General features: G+C 62.5%; 14 protein-coding genes. 13 read left to right on the top strand and 1 reads right to left on the bottom strand.

Annotated elements, in window-relative coordinates; translation table 11 throughout:
- Positions 1 to 59: 59 nt before the first annotated feature.
- Positions 60 to 515, bottom strand: a complete 456-nt coding sequence (locus tag QCE48_RS30705; protein ID WP_309784547.1) for an ABC transporter substrate-binding protein — start codon at positions 513 to 515, stop codon at positions 60 to 62.
- Positions 516 to 722: 207 nt separating this feature from the next.
- Here QCE48_RS30705 and QCE48_RS30710 point away from each other — a divergent pair, with 207 nt between their 5' ends.
- From QCE48_RS30710 to QCE48_RS30770, 13 genes are all read left to right on the top strand, one after another.
- Entirely contained in the window at positions 723 to 1,682 is a 960-nt protein-coding gene (locus tag QCE48_RS30710) for a LysR substrate-binding domain-containing protein (RefSeq protein ID WP_309784548.1), read from the top strand.
- 216 nt (positions 1,683 to 1,898) lie between these two features.
- Positions 1,899 to 2,939 carry a tripartite tricarboxylate transporter substrate-binding protein gene (locus QCE48_RS30715; protein WP_309784550.1) on the top strand — a complete coding sequence of 347 codons (1,041 nt, stop codon included), beginning with the start codon at positions 1,899 to 1,901 and terminating at the stop codon, positions 2,937 to 2,939.
- 44 nt (positions 2,940 to 2,983) lie between these two features.
- Positions 2,984 to 3,838: an amidohydrolase family protein gene (locus tag QCE48_RS30720; protein ID WP_309784552.1), complete on the top strand. Its 855-nt coding sequence runs from the start codon at positions 2,984 to 2,986 to the stop codon at positions 3,836 to 3,838.
- A gap of 74 nt (positions 3,839 to 3,912) precedes the next feature.
- Positions 3,913 to 5,946, top strand: coding sequence for a tripartite tricarboxylate transporter permease (locus tag QCE48_RS30725; protein WP_309784553.1), 2,034 nt, complete (start codon positions 3,913 to 3,915; stop codon positions 5,944 to 5,946).
- Positions 5,947 to 5,969: 23 nt separating this feature from the next.
- Positions 5,970 to 6,500 carry a carboxymuconolactone decarboxylase gene (locus tag QCE48_RS30730; protein ID WP_309784555.1) on the top strand — a complete coding sequence of 177 codons (531 nt, stop codon included), beginning with the start codon at positions 5,970 to 5,972 and terminating at the stop codon, positions 6,498 to 6,500.
- A gap of 48 nt (positions 6,501 to 6,548) precedes the next feature.
- The gene (locus tag QCE48_RS30735) at positions 6,549 to 7,490 is read left to right on the top strand and encodes a LysR substrate-binding domain-containing protein (protein WP_309784556.1); all 942 of its coding nucleotides are present in this window, start codon (positions 6,549 to 6,551) and stop codon (positions 7,488 to 7,490) included.
- Between the two features lie 187 nt (positions 7,491 to 7,677).
- Positions 7,678 to 8,649: an ABC transporter substrate-binding protein gene (locus QCE48_RS30740; RefSeq protein ID WP_309784557.1), complete on the top strand. Its 972-nt coding sequence runs from the start codon at positions 7,678 to 7,680 to the stop codon at positions 8,647 to 8,649.
- A 22-nt stretch (positions 8,650 to 8,671) separates the two neighbouring features.
- Positions 8,672 to 9,697, top strand: coding sequence for an amidohydrolase family protein (locus QCE48_RS30745; RefSeq protein ID WP_309784558.1), 1,026 nt, complete (start codon positions 8,672 to 8,674; stop codon positions 9,695 to 9,697).
- The gene (locus QCE48_RS30750) at positions 9,697 to 10,542 is read left to right on the top strand and encodes an amidohydrolase family protein (protein ID WP_309784559.1); all 846 of its coding nucleotides are present in this window, start codon (positions 9,697 to 9,699) and stop codon (positions 10,540 to 10,542) included. The genes QCE48_RS30745 and QCE48_RS30750 overlap by 1 nt, the downstream gene beginning before the upstream one ends.
- A 21-nt stretch (positions 10,543 to 10,563) precedes the next feature.
- The gene (locus QCE48_RS30755) at positions 10,564 to 11,421 is read left to right on the top strand and encodes an aldolase/citrate lyase family protein (protein ID WP_309784560.1); all 858 of its coding nucleotides are present in this window, start codon (positions 10,564 to 10,566) and stop codon (positions 11,419 to 11,421) included.
- The gene (locus tag QCE48_RS30760; RefSeq protein ID WP_309784561.1) at positions 11,421 to 12,971 is read left to right on the top strand and encodes an acetolactate synthase large subunit; all 1,551 of its coding nucleotides are present in this window, start codon (positions 11,421 to 11,423) and stop codon (positions 12,969 to 12,971) included. The genes QCE48_RS30755 and QCE48_RS30760 overlap by 1 nt, the downstream gene beginning before the upstream one ends.
- 45 nt (positions 12,972 to 13,016) lie before the next feature.
- Positions 13,017 to 13,910 (top strand): phosphate ABC transporter substrate-binding protein, encoded by an 894-nt coding sequence (locus tag QCE48_RS30765; RefSeq protein WP_309784562.1) that lies wholly within the window; start codon positions 13,017 to 13,019, stop codon positions 13,908 to 13,910.
- A gap of 17 nt (positions 13,911 to 13,927) precedes the next feature.
- Positions 13,928 to 15,202: an MFS transporter gene (locus QCE48_RS30770; protein ID WP_309784563.1), complete on the top strand. Its 1,275-nt coding sequence runs from the start codon at positions 13,928 to 13,930 to the stop codon at positions 15,200 to 15,202.
- Positions 15,203 to 15,226 lie beyond the last annotated feature (24 nt).

Consider the following 15,226-nt stretch of genomic DNA (forward strand, 5'->3'; position numbering starts at 1 on the left):
AGGCGTTCTTCAGGTTGAAGGTGCTGATATGAAGTAGTTTTGTCGGGCATTGCAACACCTTATACGAGATAGGTGTTGCACCTCGCTTTTGAGGCCGCCCCTTTTAGATCGGCGAGTGTTTTCGCGCCTTCGGGCCTGGCGAAAATCGTCAGTGCGCACTTCTTCATGCCAGCGCCGATGATCTTCACCGGGGCGCCCTGCTCGACGCGCGTAAGCACGAGGTTGTAGCCGGACACCATGCAGACGTCGGCGGCGCCGCGCGCGATGGCATCGAACGGCCCGGTCGGGCCGGGCGACTGGATGATTCGCGCGTTGACGCCGAAGGTCCTGAAGTAGCCGAGTTCATCCATCAAGACGTTCAGCGTTGCGTTCTCCAGGCCTGGATTGCTGACGATGCGGATTTCGGTCGAGGCTCCGTTGGCGAGGTGAGGCGCGCCGAGTCCGCCCATCGCCACACCCATACCGAAGGCTCCCGCTCTGCGCAGAAAGCTGCGGCGGGTCGAGTTGTACGTCATCTGCATGTCTCCGAATGCCGGTCAAGCCGGCGAATAGTAGTGGGATTTCGCGCGGAAGAACCAAAACGCATGCATTGTGGCCAGGTTTCGGCGCGGGCGATAAGCTGAAGCGCACAATCGCGGATTTTGCCCGCGCATCTGCAACCGGTCGATTGAGTAAAATGGCCGAAGACTTAACCATTCACTCATACCGAAAGAGGGTGCGACGTGTCGGCGGAAATCGACTGGTATCTGCAGATCAACCTCAAGGCGCGGCACCTGCGGCTGCTCGTGACGATCGATACGTATCGCAATCTGAGTCAGGTGGCGGAAGTCACGCACGTCACCTTGCCGGCGGTATCGAAGTCGCTGGCGGAACTCGAGCGCGGCCTCGGTCTCACGCTTTTTACGCGTACCGGGCAAGGCCTCGTGCCCACGCCCTACGGCGAATGTCTGACGCGCCACGCGCACGCGATGCTTCACGTCCTGCATCAGGCGCGCGACGAACTGAAGGCGCTGAGCGCCGGCACCGAGGGCAAGATCGAAATCGGTGTGTTGCCGGTGTCCGCGTCCATCCTGTTGACGCAAGCGCTGAAGCTCCTCAAGGAGCGCTCGCCGGGCACCAATGTGAAGATCGTCGAGGGATCCGCCGCCACGCTGTTGCCCGACCTGTGGCAAGGTCATCTGGATCTCGTGGTCGGCCGTCTGCCGCCTCCCGATACGCTCGGGAGCTTCGACGAAAAAGAACTGCTCGAGGAGCCGGTGATGCTCGTCACCGGGCGGCATCATCCGCTTGCGCGCAAAAAGTCCCTGCAATGGTCCGATTTGCGGCCGTATCCCTGGATACTTCCGCCCGTCGGCTCGATCCTGCGCGATCCGCTCGAGCGCGCACTGGAAGTGCACGAGGTGCCGCAGACGAACAACTACATCGAGACCGTATCACTGCACGTGATCCGCGCGCATTTGCAGGTTTCCGACTGCATCGCGGTGATGGCCGATTCCTCCGCCCGCAATGCCGCCCATCCCCAGCCGCTGCACACGCTGCCGCTGACTCTGCCTCGCCTGCTGCGGCCTGCCGGCGTACTGTGGAATCGCGTGCGCACGCTCACGCCGAGCGCCCAGCTCATGATTTCCTGCCTCGAAGATACGGCGCGGCGTCTGACCGAAGAAGCCCAGGAAGCGCACTGACGCTCGCCTTCCGGCCGCGGCGGACCTCATGGCCGTGCCTTAACCATTTGCTCAACTCCGTGGCTGTTTTTCTCAATCCGCCGCGCGAAAGCCGCTGGCACAATTGACTCGCGCTCACCCGATAACGAGCGACGACGCGAACGGCCACCGGTAAGCATGCTCTCCCGGCACCAGGCGACGGCGGTTCCGCGCAACTACACGGAGAGAGCAAAGATCATGAACTACAAAAGCGCGCTATGCGCTTGTGCAGCGCTGTTCGGCTTCGCCGCGACGGCATTGGCGGGCCCGGCATCCAGTCAATCCGTGGAAGATTTCTATGGCGGCAAGGCGTTGACGCTCGTGGTCAGCGCGGACGCCGGAACGCCGACGGACATCATCGCGCGTCAGTTCTCACGCTTCTTTGTGAAGTACGTTCCGGGACATCCCAAAGCCATCGTGATGAACGTGGTGGGCGCGGGCGGCATGGTCGCGGCGGCATCGCTGCAGTCCAGACAGCCGAGCGATGGCACCGTCATCGGCTTTTTGCAGCGTAATAACCTCTACATCCCACTGCTCGACGGGCGGCAAAACCGCTTTGATCCGCGCAAGGTGCGATGGCTCGGAAGCCTCAACAAGGTCGAATATTGCCTCGTCTCCATGACGCGATCCGGCGTGACCACTGCCGACGATCTGAGCAGGAAGAAGATGTATATCGGCGCGACCGGATTCGCCAACGAGGATCGCACGTTGCCGGCGCTGCTCGACGAATACATCGGCGCGAAGATGAGCATCGTGCCCGGCTATACGGGGCGGGGCGAAGTGTATCTGGCCATGCAGCGCGGCGAAGTCGATGGCTGGGCGTCCACTATCGACGGCCTGCAACAGGGCGAGCCGGTGCGGCTGCTCAAGACCGGCAAGATGAAGGTGCTGCTGCATCTGGGCTGGAACAGCCCGGCCGCCTTCGCCGATGTGCCGAACCTGTCTTCCTACATCACGCGGCCGGACGTCAAGGCGCTCTTCAATCTCTTCATTCTGCCGTTTCAGGCGGGCCGTCCGATCGCCGTGCCGAAGGACGTGCCAGAAGACCGTCTGCAGGCGCTGCGCGATGCATTCGCGAAGACCATCGCCGATCCGGATTTCATCGACGCCATGAAGCAGGCCGGCTATCCGATCGATCCGATCAACGGAGACGCGGTGGAGCAGATCGTCGCGAAGCTGTATGCGACGCCCGAACCGCAGCTCGAAGATGCCCGCAGGCTCATCTTCAGCGCTCACTGACCACGGCCTGAAGGCCCATCATCATCATCAAACGGACCATGCACATGACGCCCGAAATCATCGACATTCATCCGCATATCATTTCGACCGACACGGAACGTTATCCGATCGCGCCTCAGCACGGGCATCGTTCCAAGTGGTCGGCGACGCGACCCGTCACGTTCGAGCAATTGAAAGGCGAGATGGATGAAGCCGGCGTATCCAAGGCGGCGATCGTGCATTCGTCGACGACCTACGGCACGAACAATTCGTATGTCGCCGACAGCGTGGCGCAATATCCGGACCGTTTCACCGGTGTCTATTCGTTCGATGTGATGGCACCCGATGCGCTCACGACCTTCGACTACTGGCTCGCGCGCGGGATGGGCGGCATCCGGCTCTTTACGGGCGGCGCCACGCATCAAAACGATGGAAGCTGGCTCGTCGATCCCGCGACGTTTCCAGTCTGGGAACGCTGCGCCGAGCACGGCATGACGATGGCGGTGCAGACGACGCCCGACGGCCTGTCGATGGTGGCGGAACTGGCCGAGCGCTTTCCGACCGTGAAGATCGTGCTCGACCACTGCGGCCGGCCGAATCTGGAAGAAGGCCCGCCGTACGCGAATTGCGCCGCGCTGTTCTCGCTCGCGAAATACGGCAACGTTTACATGAAGATCACGCCGCGAACGTTCGATCTCGCCCAGGCGGCGCCCGGCGGCGCGCAACCGTTCTTCGCGAAGCTCGTGGAAGTATTCGGCGCCAGTCATCTGGCGTTCGGCTCGAACTATCCGGCATCGGCGGGACCGCTCAAGACGCTCGTCGAACAAGGCAATGCCTGCTTCGCGGCCCTGAGCGACGAGGAACGCGCGTGGGTGTGGGGACGGACCGCAAAGACGCTCTATCCAATGCTGGCCGGCTGAGCAACGCATGTACGCATTGCGTCGACATCAAAACAGGTGAGCCGACGAAGCTCGCCATTCCATCAGGATGACACATGGAGTTCTTCAACGATGCAACGCTGGTGGCGGCGGGACACGCGCTATCCACGCTTCTGCAGTTCAACCGGATCATCTTTCTGGTGTTCGGCGTGACGGTCGGGCTTGCAATCGGATTGCTGCCGGGAATCGGCGGGCTGACGGGCTTTGCGCTGCTGGTGCCCTTCACGTACACGATGGATCCCTACGCCGCGTTCGCGATGCTGCTCGGCATGGCGTCCGTCATCACCACGTCGGACGTGATTCCCGCCGTGCTCTTCGGCGTTCCGGGTCACGCGGCGTCGCAGGCCACGGTGCTCGACGGCCTGCCGATGACCAGACGGGGAGAAGCATCGCGTGCCTTGAGCGCCTGCTATATGTCGTCGCTGATGGGCGGACTGATCGGCGCGGTCATCCTTGCCGTCTCGCTGCCGCTGGTGCGCCCGTTCGTGCTGTCGATCGGCACGCCCGAGATGTTGTCGCTCACCCTGTTCGGCGTGTCGATGGTGTCGGCCCTGTCGGGCAACACGCCGCTGCGTGGCGTCGTCGCGGCCTGTTTCGGCATTCTCGTCGGCATGATCGGCACCAACGTCGCGACCGGACAGATGCGCTGGACCGGCGACGTTCTCTACCTGCAGGACGGCATTCCGCTGGTGCCGATCATCCTCGGCATCTTCGCCCTGCCGGAGCTGTGCGAGCTCGCCATCCGGCGCGCGGCCATCGCCGAGAATGTGCAGTTCACTTCGGGGCAGGGCATGCGTCAAGGTGTCGTCGACAGTTTTCGCAACTGGTTTCTCGTGCTGCGTTGCGGCGGTCTCGGCGCAATTCTCGGCGCGGTACCCGGTATCACCGGCGCGGTGACGGACTGGATCGCGTACGGCCACGCGTTGCAGACGGCCAGAGGCGCGAAGGAAACGTTCACCAAGGGCGATGTGCGCGGCGTGATCGCGCCTGAAGCGGCGAATAACGCGCGAGAGGGCGGCAGCCTCGTGCCGATGCTTGCGTTCGGCGTGCCCGGCGGTGCTGCACAAGCCATCCTGCTCGGCGCGATGATGGTGCACGGCTTCATTCCCGGCCCCGACATGCTGACACGCCATCTCGACTTCACCTATTCGATGGTCTGGTCGATCGCGCTCGCCAACATCTTCGGCGCGGGCCTGTGCTTTCTGTTGAGCGGACAGTTCGCCAAGGTCTCGACGCTGCGCTACACGCTCATTCTCCCGGTGATCATGCCGGTCATCTACGTCGGCGCGTTCCAGGGTTCGCGAAGCTGGGGCGACCTCTTCGTGCTGCTCATCGCCGGTGTGATCGGCTGGACCATGAAGCGGCTCAGATGGGCGCGTCCGCCGCTGATTCTCGGCCTCGTGCTGGGCGTGCTGATGGAACGGTACATGTCGATTTCGTTCGTCCGCTACGGCACGGACTGGCTGACGCGACCGGTCGTCATCGTGTTACTGAGTCTTGCCGCGCTGGTTTTCTTCAAGCCGCTCTTCAGCGCGTTGCGCAGCGGCGGAGTGGCGCACTTCAAACCGAGCGGGTCCATCGTTCTGAAGCGTGAAGATCTCGTTTATGTGTTCTTCATGGGCATCGGGCTTTACATGCTGACGAGCTCGCAACACTGGCTTCTGATGGCGCGAATCGGACCGACGGTCGCGGCGAGCACGCTGGTCATCGCGGGAACGGTCAGCCTCGCGTACAAGGTGTTCGTGATTCCGGCGAACGGGGTGGCGCAAGCCAGCAGCGGCGTTCATATGGATGTATCAAGCGATCACGATGAAAAGCTCCCCACGAGAATCGTGGTGGCGCGCGCTGCACGCTTTCTCGGCTGGTTCGTCGCGTTCCTGGCGTGCATGTCGGTGATCGGCATGCTTCCGACGGTGCCGCTGATGATCGTGGCGTACATGCGCATCGAGGGGCGCGAGTCGTGGAAGCTCAGTCTGATCCTCGCCGTGTGCGTAACCGCATTCCTCTACCTCGTGTTCGATCAGATTCTTCATATTCCCTGGCCGGAGAGCTTCCTCGGACGCTGGTTGCCCGGCCTGGGCGGAAATTGACTCTTCATTCAAAGGAACAACGCATGACGCAGGATCGGCTGGGACGTATCGACGCGGAGCAGGCTACGGACGAACAGAAACGGGTCATCGCGCAACTGGGCGCAGGGCGGGGTCGCATTCCGACGCCGTTCAACATCTGGTTGCATAACCCGCGTCTGGCCGAAGGGATGGAAATCATCGGCACACACGTCGACCGTTCGCCCGTGCTCAGCGAATCGGAAACCGAAGTCGCCATTCTCGCGACGGCGGTGTTCTGGAACGCACCGTATGTGATCGCCAACCATCGGCGGCATGCGCTGAAGGCGGGCGTGCCCGAAGCGGTCGTGACTGCGATTCTGGACAAACGCCGACCCGAGGGCGAACATGGGCGCTTCGGCCTGGTGTGTGACGCGGTGAGCGACATTCTCGCGGGCGGCTCCATCGACGACGCGCGCTTCGCCGAGTACGATGCAGGGCTCGGCCGGGCGGTCATCGCGGAACTGCTCGTGACGATCGGCTACTTCACCTCGATCTCGCTCGGCATGACCCTGCACGCGCTCAAGCCCAAGAGCTGAGCGCGATGCGCGAGCAATTCGATGCGGTAAGGCAGTGGGAGATCCGACGTGACTGGGCTTGACGGCTATTTGCAGGTGAATTTGAAGGCGCGGCATCTGCGCCTGATCGTGACCATCGATACCTACCGGAATCTGACGCAGGTGGCGGAAGTCACGCACGTCACAATGCCAGCGGTATCAAAGTCGCTGGCCGAACTGGAGCGCGGGCTTGGACTCACGCTGTTTGCACGCACGGCGCAAGGGCTCGTGCCGACGCCGCACGGCGAATGTCTCATCCGACATGCGCGGGAAATGCTGACGATCCTCCATCAGGCGCGCGATGAAATGAAGGCGCTGAGTTCGGGCACGGAGGGCAAGGTGCATATCGGCATGTTGCCTGCATCGGCATCGGCGCTGCTGCCGCAGGCGCTCAACCTGCTGAAGATCAAGTCGCCGGGAACGAACGTCCGGGTGGTCGAAGGCACGCGCGGCGCATTGCTTCCCGAACTCTGGCAAGGACGGCTCGATCTGATCGTCGGGCGGCTGCCCGCGCCGGATACGCTCGGCAGCTTCGAGGAAAAGGCGCTGCTCGACGAGCCCATCTCGTTGATGACAGGGCGGCATCACCCGCTGGCCCGGCGCAAGAACCTGAACTGGTCGGATCTAAACCCTTATCCATGGATCTTGCCGCCGCAAGGCTCGATTCTGCGCGATTCGCTGGAGCGCACGCTGAGGGCGCACGACGTACCGCTTTCGAATAATTACATCGAGACGCTTTCCGTCCACGTGACGCGCGCGCATCTGCAGATTTCGGATTTCATCGCCGTCATGGTCGGCACGCCCGCCAACGACGACGCGCAACCGCTGCATGCGCTGCCGCTGACCTTGCCGCGATTGCTGCGCCCGGCGGGCGTGCTGTGGAACCGCAATCGCGGATTGACGCCGAGCGCGCAGCTCATGATCGCTTGTCTGGAGGAAGCCGCGCAGCAGTTGCAGAGCGGCAATTCGTAAGCGTTTGGAAAATATCGATTGCACGATGTGCATTTTTATTTCGGCTAGATAGTTAGGAGCACGTATCAAGTGGATCGACACCCCTTACCAAACGGTTAAGTGTCTCGCCACTTTATTCAATAGACGGCGGCGGGCTTCTCAAAAGATCATGTCGTCAACGACACGATATTCCTCCAAGGAGACTCCAGTGACAAAGAAGGTCCATCTCAAGCTCGCCATCGCCGAGCATCCGCACACTTCCGCTATCCGCGACGGTTCGATTCCCATCGAAGGCGTCGACGCGGAATTCATCACCGTTCAGCCGCAAATCGGCGCGTTTCGCCGCATGGTCCGCGATGTCGAGTTCGATGTGTGCGAACTGGCTCCGACCACATACATCATCGCGCGTGCCTATGGCGCGCCGTTCGTCGCGCTGCCGATCTTCGTCGTGCGCCGCTTTCACCATTCCGGGTTGCTGGTGCGTCCGGACGCAGGCATCAAGACGCCCAAGGATCTCGAAGGCAAGAAGGTCGGCGTGCGTGCGTATTCGGTGACGACGGGCGCATGGACGCGCCAGGTTCTGATCGACGAATTCGATCTCGATCCGTCGAAGGTGACCTGGGTCGTCGACGACGAAGAACACGTCACGCAACTGGAACTGCCGCCGAACGTGATCCATGCGCCGAAGGGTACGTCCCTCGCGGAGATGATGGCTAACGGCGAGTTGGTCGCGGGTTTCCAAGGCAACGCGGGCATTGGCCGCACCGGCGATCCCACCGGCGGCTGGAAGGAAGTCGAAGCGGATTACCCGGACATGTTCCCGAATGCAGCGGAACTGGAAGCGGAGTACTACGCCCGCACCGGCGTGTATCCCATGCACGGCACGATCGTGGTGAAGGACTCGGTGCTGGCCGAGCATCCGTGGGTCGCAAAGTCGATCTATGACGCTTTTGACAAAGCGAAGCAAGACTGGCTTGCCAAACTCAACGCAGGCGAGCTGAACGACAAGAAGAACAAGAAGTACATCGAGCTGCAGAAGATCGTCGGCAACGACCCGCTGCCCTACGGCATCGAGGAGAACCGCAAGACCATCGAAGCGCTCGAAGCAACAGCGTTCAAGCAGGGCCTGACGCCGCGGCGCATGCCCATGAACGAGTTGTTCGTCGATCCCCGCGTCTGAACCTGCACGGAAGGCCTAGAACATGATCATCGATTGCCACGGTCACTTCACGACCGTCCCTGCTTCCTTCCGCGACTGGCGTGCCAAGCAGATCGCGTGCGCCGACGATCCGGCCAATGCGCCGCCGCTCTCCGGCGCGCACGTCTCCGATGACGAAATCCGTGAAGGCGTCGGCAACGGTCAACTGCGTTTGCAACAGGAACGCGGCGGCGACCTCACTCTGTTCTCGCCGATCGCCGGCCTCATGAGCCATCACCTCGGCAACGAGCGAACGAGCCTGGAATGGGCCGAGGTATCGAACGATCTCGTGCGCCGTGTCTGCGATCTTTATCCCGACAATTTCGTGCCCGTGTGCCAGTTGCCGCAGTCGCCGCTGGCGCCGCCGAAGAACTCGGTTCCCGAACTGCGCCGTTGCGTCGAGGAAATGGGTTTCGTCGGCTGCAATCTGAATCCGGACCCGAGCGGCGGCTTCTGGACCGGCAAGCCGATGACGGACCGCGAGTGGTATCCGGTCTACGAAGCACTGTGCGATCTCGATGTGCCCGCGATGATCCATGTGGCGGCGTCGTGCAATCCGTGTCATCACGGCACCGGCGCTCACTATCTGAATGCGGATACGTCGGTGTTCATGCAGTTGCTGCAAGGCGATCTGTTCAGGGACTTCCCGACGCTGCGCCTCGTGATTCCGCATGGCGGCGGTGCGGTGCCGTATCACTGGGGACGTTATCGCGGCATGTCGCTGGAGATGGCTAAGCGTCCGCTGGAAGGCTTGCTGAACAACGTCTTCTTCGATACCTGCGTTTATCACCATCCGGGCGTGGAACTGCTGACCAAGGTCGTACCTACGAGCAACGTGCTGTTCGGCTCGGAAATGATCGGCGCGGTGCGTGGCCGCGATCCGTACACCGACCAGTATTTCGACGATACGAAACGCTACATCGACGCATGCGAAGCACTCAGCGATGCGGACCGGCAGGCCATCTTCGAGGGCAACGCGCGGCGCGTCTATCCGCGTCTGGACAAGCACCTCAAGGCGAAGGGACTGTAATGAACATCATCGACATTCATCCTCACATCATCTCGGATGACGAGAAGCGTTATCCGCCCGCGCCGTTGTTCGGCAAGCGCTCGGACTGGTCGCAGGAGCGTCCGAATACCGTCGAAGCGCTGATCGCGGCGATGGACGAAGCAGGCGTCGCGAAGGCGGCTGTCGTGCATTCTTCGACCACTTACGGCTTCGACAACAGCTACGTGGTCGACGGCTGCAATCGGTACAAGGATCGGCTCATCGCCGTGGGTTCCGTGGACATGCTGGCCGACGATGCGGCCGGCGTCATCAAAGGGTGGGCCGATAAGGGCTTGGCGGGATTGCGGATCTTCACGGGCGGTTCCACCAGGGATTTCGATCCGAGAGAACTGCATAGCCCCAAGTCTTTCAAGGCGTGGGAAATGCTCGCGGAACTGGGGCTTCCGATGTGCATTCAGACGGGACCGGTCGGCTTGCCGCAGGTGCGCATGCTCGCGGAAAAGTTTCCGAACGTGAACATCATCCTCGATCACCTCGCGCGCCCCGACGTGCTGGACGGGCCGCCGTATGCGAACGCGGCCGGACTTTTCGAGTTGCGTGACTTGCCGAACGTCTACATGAAGCTCACGCCGCGCATCTTCGGCGATGTGAAGAAGGAAAAGGCGAGCGCGGAAACCTTTTTCCCGCGCGTGGTCGAGGCATTCGGCGCGCAGCGGCTGGCGTGGGGCTCGAATTTCCCGACATCGACCGGCACGCTCAGCGAGATTCTCGCGACCGCCGAACAAGGGCTTGCATCCCTGAGCGACGAAGACCGCGAATGGGTCTTCGGCAAGACCGCACAGAAGCTTTATCCGGCGTTGAGCTGAAAACCTGAAAGAGAATGCATCATGTCAAACACACGCCTGAACAGCATCATCCGCGCTTTCGAATCCGGCAAGCCGGCGCACGCAGCCTTCGCGAAACTCGACAAGCAAACCGCCATCGAAATGAGCGATGCGCCGTATGACGGCATCGTCTTCGAAATGGAGCACAACCCGTACGACGTGTCCGCACTCGGCGACGCGTTGCAGTACATGCTCAACCGCAAGCAGATTGCGGAGTCGGGTTCGGTCGCGCCGAAGGTCACGCCGCTCGCGCGCATTCCCGCCAACGGCGCAGAAATGAACCAGAGCTTCGCGAAGCAGGTGCTCGATCGCGGCGCGTACGGCGTGATCTGGCCGCACGTGGCGACGGTCGAGCAGGCGTACAACGCCGTGGCGTCCTGCCGTTATGCGCGCCCGAAGAACGCGCCGCTCTATGAGCCGAAGGGCGTGCGCGGCGACGGTCCCGCCAACGCCGCGCGCTACTGGGGCCTGTCGATGGCCGAGTACTACGAACGCGCCGATGTCTGGCCGCTCGCGCCGCAGGGCGAACTCCTCGTCGGGCTGATGTGCGAGAGCACGCAGGCAATCGAGAATCTCGACGACATCCTCGCCAACGTGCCGGGCATCGGTTTCATTCTGATCGGCGAAGGCGATCTGAGTCAGGAACTGGGCTTCCCGCGTCAGTACGAGCATCCGGAAGTCCTCGCGGCGATGGGGCAGATCGTCGAGACGTGCCGCAAGCACAACGTCGTCGTCGGCAATCCGCATGTCACCGCGAAGAACCATCGCCGCCTGCAGGAAGAGGGATATCGCTTCCTGATGTCGGCGCCCGCGCGCACGTATGGCGTGGTCGGTCTCGCTCGCGAACTGGCAGGCTACTGATGAACGGCGCCGAAAGTCTCGTTGCGACGCTGGTGGAGCAGGGCGTCGATATCTGTTTCGCCAACCCGGGCACCTCGGAGATGCATTTTCTCGCCGCGCTCGGCGGCAATCCGAAGATGCGCAGCGTGCTGTGCCTGTTCGAAGGCGTGGCCACCGGCGCCGCCGATGGCTGGTATCGCATGAAGGACACGCCCGCGTCCACGCTGCTGCATCTCGGCCCGGGCCTGGCGAACGGCCTTGCGAACATCCACAACGCGAAGCGCGCTTCGTCGGGGATGGTCAATGTTGTCGGCGAGCATTCGGTGTCGCATTTGAAGTACGATCCGCCGCTGACCTCGGATATCGAAGGTCTCGCGCGGCCACTGAGTCACTGGGTGCGGCGCGCGGAATCGTCGAACACGATGGCCTGGGACGCGGCGCAGGCCGTGGCCAAGGCGAGCGAGCATCCGGGTCAGATCGCTACGCTCATTCTTCCCGGCGATACCTCGTGGCAACCCGTCGATGCCGGGCCCGCATTGCCGCTCGAGCGCGTCGTTGCGCGCCGCGCGCCCAGCGCCGCGCGTATCGAACATGTGGCGCACGTGCTGCGCTCGGGCGAGCCTGCGCTGATCGTTCTCGCGAACAAGGCAACGCGTGGAGAGGCGCTGGAGAAAGCGGGACGCGTCGCGGCCGCGACGGGCGCGGTGCTCGGCTCGCAGTTCTTCACGGCGCGTATCGAGCGTGGCGCGGGACGCGTGCCGCTCGCGCGCATTCCGTATGCGGTCGCGCAGGCCCAGGCGTTTCTGAAGGACTACAGGCACATCATCACCGTCGAGACCCGCGAACCTGTCGCGTTCTTCGCGTATCCGGACAAGCCGAGTCTGCTCAAGGCGGAAGGCACGCTCGTGCATCCGCTGGTCGAGGCCGACGAAGACAGCGAACTCGCCTTCGACATGCTCTTGCAGTCGCTCGGCGCGGCCGCCACGACACCACTTCTTCAGGCGCGCATTGAAACGCCGGTGCCCACGGGCGCGTTGAACCCGACGAGCATCGCGCATGTGCTCGCGGCCGGGTTGCCGGAACATTGCATCGTTGTGGACGAGTCGCTGACGACGGGGCGCGAATCCATGAGCCTGACGATGGGCGCGCGTCCGCACGATCTCATCAACAACGTGGGCGGCTCGATCGGTTACGCGACACCTGTCGCTACTGGCGCAGCGCTGGCGTGTCCCGAGCGGCGCGTGATCTGCATGGTCGGCGACGGCAGCGCGATGTACACCATCCAGTCGCTGTGGACGCAGGCGCGCGAAGGCCTGAACGTCACGACGATCCTCTTCGCCAACAACAGCTACGCGATCCTCAAGGCCGAATACGCCAACATGGGCGCGGGCGCGCCGGGGGAACGCGCGTTGTCAATGATCGACATCGACAAGCCGCGCATCGACTGGCTGGCGATGGCGAAGAGCATGGGCGTGCCGGCAGTGGCCGTCGAGACGGCGGAAGGCTTTTACAAGGCGCTGGTCGATTCGGCGCGCGAAGCCGGGCCGAGCCTGATCGAAGTACGGCTGTGACATAGAACGACACCAGCAACGATACAAGCAACAGGAGCACACAGCATGACAACGACGCAAACCGAAGCGCCGACGTTGCGCGTCAATCTCGCGGAATACGCGGTGACGAAGCCAATGCGTAACGGTCAGGTGAAGTCCGATATCGTCAATCTCGACTTTTGCGGACCGACGCCCGCGCACAACGGCTTCAAGGCGATGGTGCGCGAGAGCAAGTTCGACGCGGGTGAACTGGCGATCGTCACGTTCCTGCAGGCGAAGGCCTACGGCAAGCCCTATGTGCTGCTGCCCGCGCCGATCTCGGGACGCTTTCAGCATCACTGCGCCGGTTACAACATCGACTTCGGTCATCTCGATCCGAAGGATATCGAAGGCAAGAAGGTCGGCGTGCGCACGTACACGCAAACCACCGCGCTGTGGATTCGCGGCATTTTGCGCCATGAATACGGTGTCGATCTAGACAAGGTGACGTGGATGACGCTCGGCGACGGGCATCTCGCCGAATACAGCGATCCGCAAAATTGCCAGCGCTTGCCGGCGGGTTCGTCGATTCCGCAAATGATGCTCGACGGCGAACTCACCGCTGCGTTGCTCGGTGAGGACATGCCGAAGGACGAGCGCGTGCGCACGTTAGTTCCCGATGCGCATGCCGCCGCGAAAGACTGGTTCGCTCGCACCGGCGTCGTGCCGATCAACCACATGTTCGTGGTGCACGAGAAACTCTCGAAAGAGCGGCCGGATATCGTGCGCGAGCTGTATCGCATGGTCGCGGAAAGCCGCGCGAACGCGGAAAGCGTTCCCGCCGTGTTTCCGCCGATCGGACTGGAAGCGAACCGCAAGGGGCTGCAACTAGCCGTCGACTGGGCGCTCGATCAGAAGATCATTCCGCGTCGTCTGTCCGTCGACGAATTGTTCGACGATGTGACCGGTTGCCTCGGTTAAGGACATCGGAGAGCAAAGTGGAGATCACTCAGGTCGAACGCGCACGGACCGAGAACCGCTGGTGCATCCTCGTGCTGCTCGCGCTTGGTCTGATGATCTCGCACGTGGATCGTACGAGCATGTCCGCGGCCTTCGCGGATCGTCATTTCGTGCAGGAATTCGCGCTGACGCACGTTCAGCGCGGATGGCTCGGCTCCGCGATGTTCTGGTCGTATGGCCTGCTGCAATTGCCGATGGGCTGGCTGGTCGATCGCTACGGCGTGAAGTGGCCGTATGCGATCTGCTTCCTGTTCTGGTGTGTTGCGGCCGCCGCGACCGGCGTGGTGACGACGCTCTGGGCGCTCATCATCGTGCGCCTGATGATCGGTGTCGCGGAATCCGTCGTGGTTCCGGCGACGTATCGCTATCTCGCCGATCATTTCGATGAAACGCGAAAGGGCACGGCGCTTGGCATCTATTCCATCGGCGGAAAGATGGGACCGGCGCTCGGCGCGCCCATTGCGGCATGGCTCATCTCGACCAGCTCATGGAAAGCGATGTTCGTGATCACCGGACTCGTCGGTTTGATCTGGCTCGCGCCGTGGCTGCTGATGCTCGAGAACGACTTCCCATCTCGCGCGCAACTCGCCGTCGCGATAAAGCGGGCGGGGTCGGTGCCGCTCTCGAACCTGCTGTCGAGTCCGGTCGTGTGGGGCGGGTTGATCACCAACTTTTGCTATAGCTACTTCGCGTTTTACTGCATGACGTGGATGCCGGCTTATCTCGTCGAGCAGCGCGGCTTGTCGCTCAGTGACTCGGGCCTCTATACGTTCTTCAGTTTCGTGGGCATTGCTGTCGTGGCAGCCGTCGCCGGATGGACGGCCGACCGGCTGATCGCGCGCGGATTCGATGCCGTGATCGTGCGCAAGTCGTTCATCGTGGCCGGTTTCGCGGGCGGCACCACGGTGCTGCTCGGCGCGTATTCCCATTCGCAGCAGATGGCCTTGCTGTGGAATGTCGTGTCGCTCTCCCTGCTGGGCCTCGTTACCGCGAACAATCTCGCCCTCGTCAAACTCACGCTGATTCCCAAGCAGGCGGTCGGATTGAATACGGGCCTGCAGCAAGTGGCGACGAGTCTCGCGGGCGGCGTATCGGCGAGCCTGTCGGGGTGGCTGCTTCATGTCGGGCAGAGCTATACGTTGCCGATGCTTGCCATCTTCGCGTTCCTGCTGCTCGGGGCCGCCAGTACCGTCGTGCTGCTTCGAAGGAAGTGGGCGCCCAGGGTCAATGCTCCCGTGCGTGACGTGTCATGACACTTTCGCACCAAACCTCATCGC

This window comes from Caballeronia sp. LZ024, from assembly GCF_031451455.1.
Taxonomy (GTDB): Bacteria; Pseudomonadota; Gammaproteobacteria; order Burkholderiales; family Burkholderiaceae; genus Caballeronia; species Caballeronia telluris.